We start from the raw sequence: 2511 nt of genomic DNA on the forward strand, positions 1-2511 counted from the left end.
GCCGCAACTGAGCTGCGACACCCGTCAGGTCGCGTTTTTCGGATCGAGACCGTATTTGGCGCACATTTTGGTGACGATCGCAAAATCCTTGCCACCGGCGATCAGACCCATGACCGCCGAGGACACCCGCCCGCCGACTACCTTGGCTTCGATGATATAGGCTTGGTGGCCGTTATAGGCGGGAAATGGACTCTGCGCGTCCACCGTCGCGCAGTAATTGACCGAATCCTCGGTCACGACAGCAGGAAATTTCGCCCATTTGTATTTCGCGGCACCGGCATTGCGCAGCGACGGCGCCACCGCGCCGACGATCACCTTCTTCTCGTCAGACGTAAGTTCGCGTTGCGGGCCGCCGATCGGCGTCGCCGCAGCATCGTTGCTGCCGAGCACGCTCGGTGGCGACGATGTCGTGGCGCAGGCCGAAAGCGCGACGCTCGCCGCCAGCGCGGCAATGAGCCTGAAGTCCGCTATCGGCACGGCTGGTCCGTCGTTATTGAGATGGCGCAGCAGGTGCCGGCGGGGTGGCCGCCCTGTTGGACACCCGGACCGAACCGATGGTCACGGTCGGCGACTGCGCCGGCGGCTCGCTTGATGGCGTGCCGTCGACGCGCACGGTACGCACGCCGCTGTTGATCATCGCCCGTCCGTCGCGCGTCGGATTGCTCATCTCTTTGACGTTTTCTTTGATGAGATTTTCGGCCGCATCGGGATGGCCGGTATTGATCATGCGCATGTTGTTGACGAAGACTTTCGGATAGATCAGCGTCGAAGCCGGCACTTTCAGGCCCATGAACTTGGCGACGTCGGCTACGAAGGCATTGCAGTTGTAGAGTTCGGCGCTCCAGGTGTGCGAGCGCGACTGCAGATCGCGGACATAAGCCATCACGCGATCGTGTTGCTCCTTGCTCATCAAGACGCGATAGCGGGCGGTGATGTATTTGTCTTCCAGATCGCCGTCGGTCCATCCGGTCTCGGCCGGCACCGGCACGTAATGCCCGATCACCCAGGCGGTGGCATCGTCGCCGACCGGGGAGAGGCCGGCGACGCTGGCCTTGGTCGGCGCCTCCCCGACCCGGCCGTGCACCAAATAAGTGTGGCCGTAATCCCAGGCGAAGCGCGAGCGAAATTCGATGTAATAGGCGCCCGAGCCGCTGGTCACGACCGGTGCTCTTGCTGCGGGGGCGCGGACGATCTTCGGCGCCTGGGGGCCATTCGGCGCGCTCGGGTTTTGCGCCTTTGCGGTCCCGCCAAACCCGGTCAGGACGGCCAGGCCAAGGACCAGAGGGACCAGGCCAAGGGGCCCTGCCAGCCGAAGCGCCGGCGCCCGATTGCTCAGCTTATGCCGCATGAAATGCCCCTCCGCGTGACCACAATGAGCCATCGAGGCACGAAATCCACGCGCCAGAACCTGAGCTTCGCGGGCCGGCGGCTGCGCCTACGCCACGCGTGGTTCCGGTGTCGATCCCGAGCCGTGATCGTACCAATAATTGTCCTTTGCCCGATGGCAAATATTCGACGGAATTCCCGGATTTCTTGCACTGCGGCATATTTGCAACGCCCGTTTTCCCGAGGATTCTAGCAGGGGACCCCAGATAACAAGCCGTCTTCGTCGTGAGATACAAGCCGTCTTCGTCGGTTTTGCCGGGGCAGGTGGTGAATTGAGCTGGAATCGCCGTTTCGAGAGCACCAAACGGCGTTTCCCTGCCCAACTCGCCTCCGGGGGGACGATTGGGGCCGCAAATGCGATGCAATCAGATCGGGAGTGTGTCTTTTCAGCACTAGAGGACTGGTGGCCCCCCCTGTATGGTTAACCTCGTCATGACAAGGGGGAGTTCTTCATGAAAAAGCTCGCTCTAGCCACGGCCGCGGTGTTGGCTCTCCTGAGCATCGCCGGCTGCGCTCAAACCGGCAAGGGTAAGGCCCCGCCGCCGGTCGTTACCAAGGGGTAAAGTTGCTGTACAGCAATTGTATGGGGGAAGGGCCGGCCTAGTGCCGGCCCCTTTCTTTTAGCGGCAGGCCTATCGGCCTGGCTATCCCGCCGCCTATTTGCCGGCGAGCACGGCGGCCGCCTTGTCGTAATTCTCCTCGCGTTCAAGCTGCGCTTTGAGCCCGACCAGCGCGTAATAATCCTCGAGGCAAGCAGCACCAGCGAACGGCCTAATTCATGCCTCGTGTTGTCGGCATCGATCATCTTGTCCTGAGCGTCGGCGACTTCGCGCGCTCGAAGGAGTTCTACCGCAAGCTGCTCGGCTTTCTCGGCTTCAAGCTCAAATACGACTACGCCGACATGGCCGGCTGGAGCAACGGCAGGACGCTGTTCTGGATCGCCAAAGCCGATGCGAGGGGCAGGAAACGCAAGTATCGCAAGGGCGACATCGGCTTTCATCACTATGCATTCGAACTTGCGAGCCGCAGTGACGTGGATGCGCTCGGCGCCTTCCTCGTGAAGAACGGAATGACAGTCGTCGATCCGCCGGGCGAGTATTACGAGCCGTCGTACTACGCCGTGTA

General features: G+C 61.9%; 4 protein-coding genes. 2 read left to right on the forward strand and 2 right to left on the reverse strand.

Annotation, left to right across the window (positions count from 1 at the left end; all coding sequences use genetic code 11):
- Positions 1-24: 24 nt before the first annotated feature.
- On the reverse strand, positions 25-390 hold the full coding sequence (locus JOY90_RS07655; RefSeq protein WP_291690542.1) for a hypothetical protein: 366 nt from the start codon (positions 388-390) through the stop codon (positions 25-27).
- Positions 391-490: 100 nt separating this feature from the next.
- Entirely contained in the window at positions 491-1159 is a 669-nt protein-coding gene (locus tag JOY90_RS07660; protein WP_291690543.1) for a hypothetical protein, read from the reverse strand.
- A 679-nt stretch (positions 1160-1838) separates the two neighbouring features.
- Here JOY90_RS07660 and JOY90_RS07665 point away from each other — a divergent pair.
- The gene (locus JOY90_RS07665) at positions 1839-1949 is read left to right on the forward strand and encodes an ABC transporter (protein ID WP_291690544.1); all 111 of its coding nucleotides are present in this window, start codon (positions 1839-1841) and stop codon (positions 1947-1949) included.
- A 215-nt stretch (positions 1950-2164) separates the two neighbouring features.
- A partial coding sequence (locus JOY90_RS07670) for a VOC family protein (protein WP_291690545.1) occupies positions 2165-2511 on the forward strand: 347 nt, incomplete at its 3' end.

It is taken from the genome of Bradyrhizobium sp., assembly GCF_019242285.1.
GTDB lineage: Bacteria > Pseudomonadota > Alphaproteobacteria > Rhizobiales > Xanthobacteraceae > Bradyrhizobium.

What these genes read in the sequence shown, in the direction of transcription:
- JOY90_RS07665 (WP_291690544.1), top strand. Translation starts at nt 1,839, where the DNA reads ATGAAAAAGCTCGCTCTAGCCACGGCCGCGGTGTTGGCTCTCCTGAGC.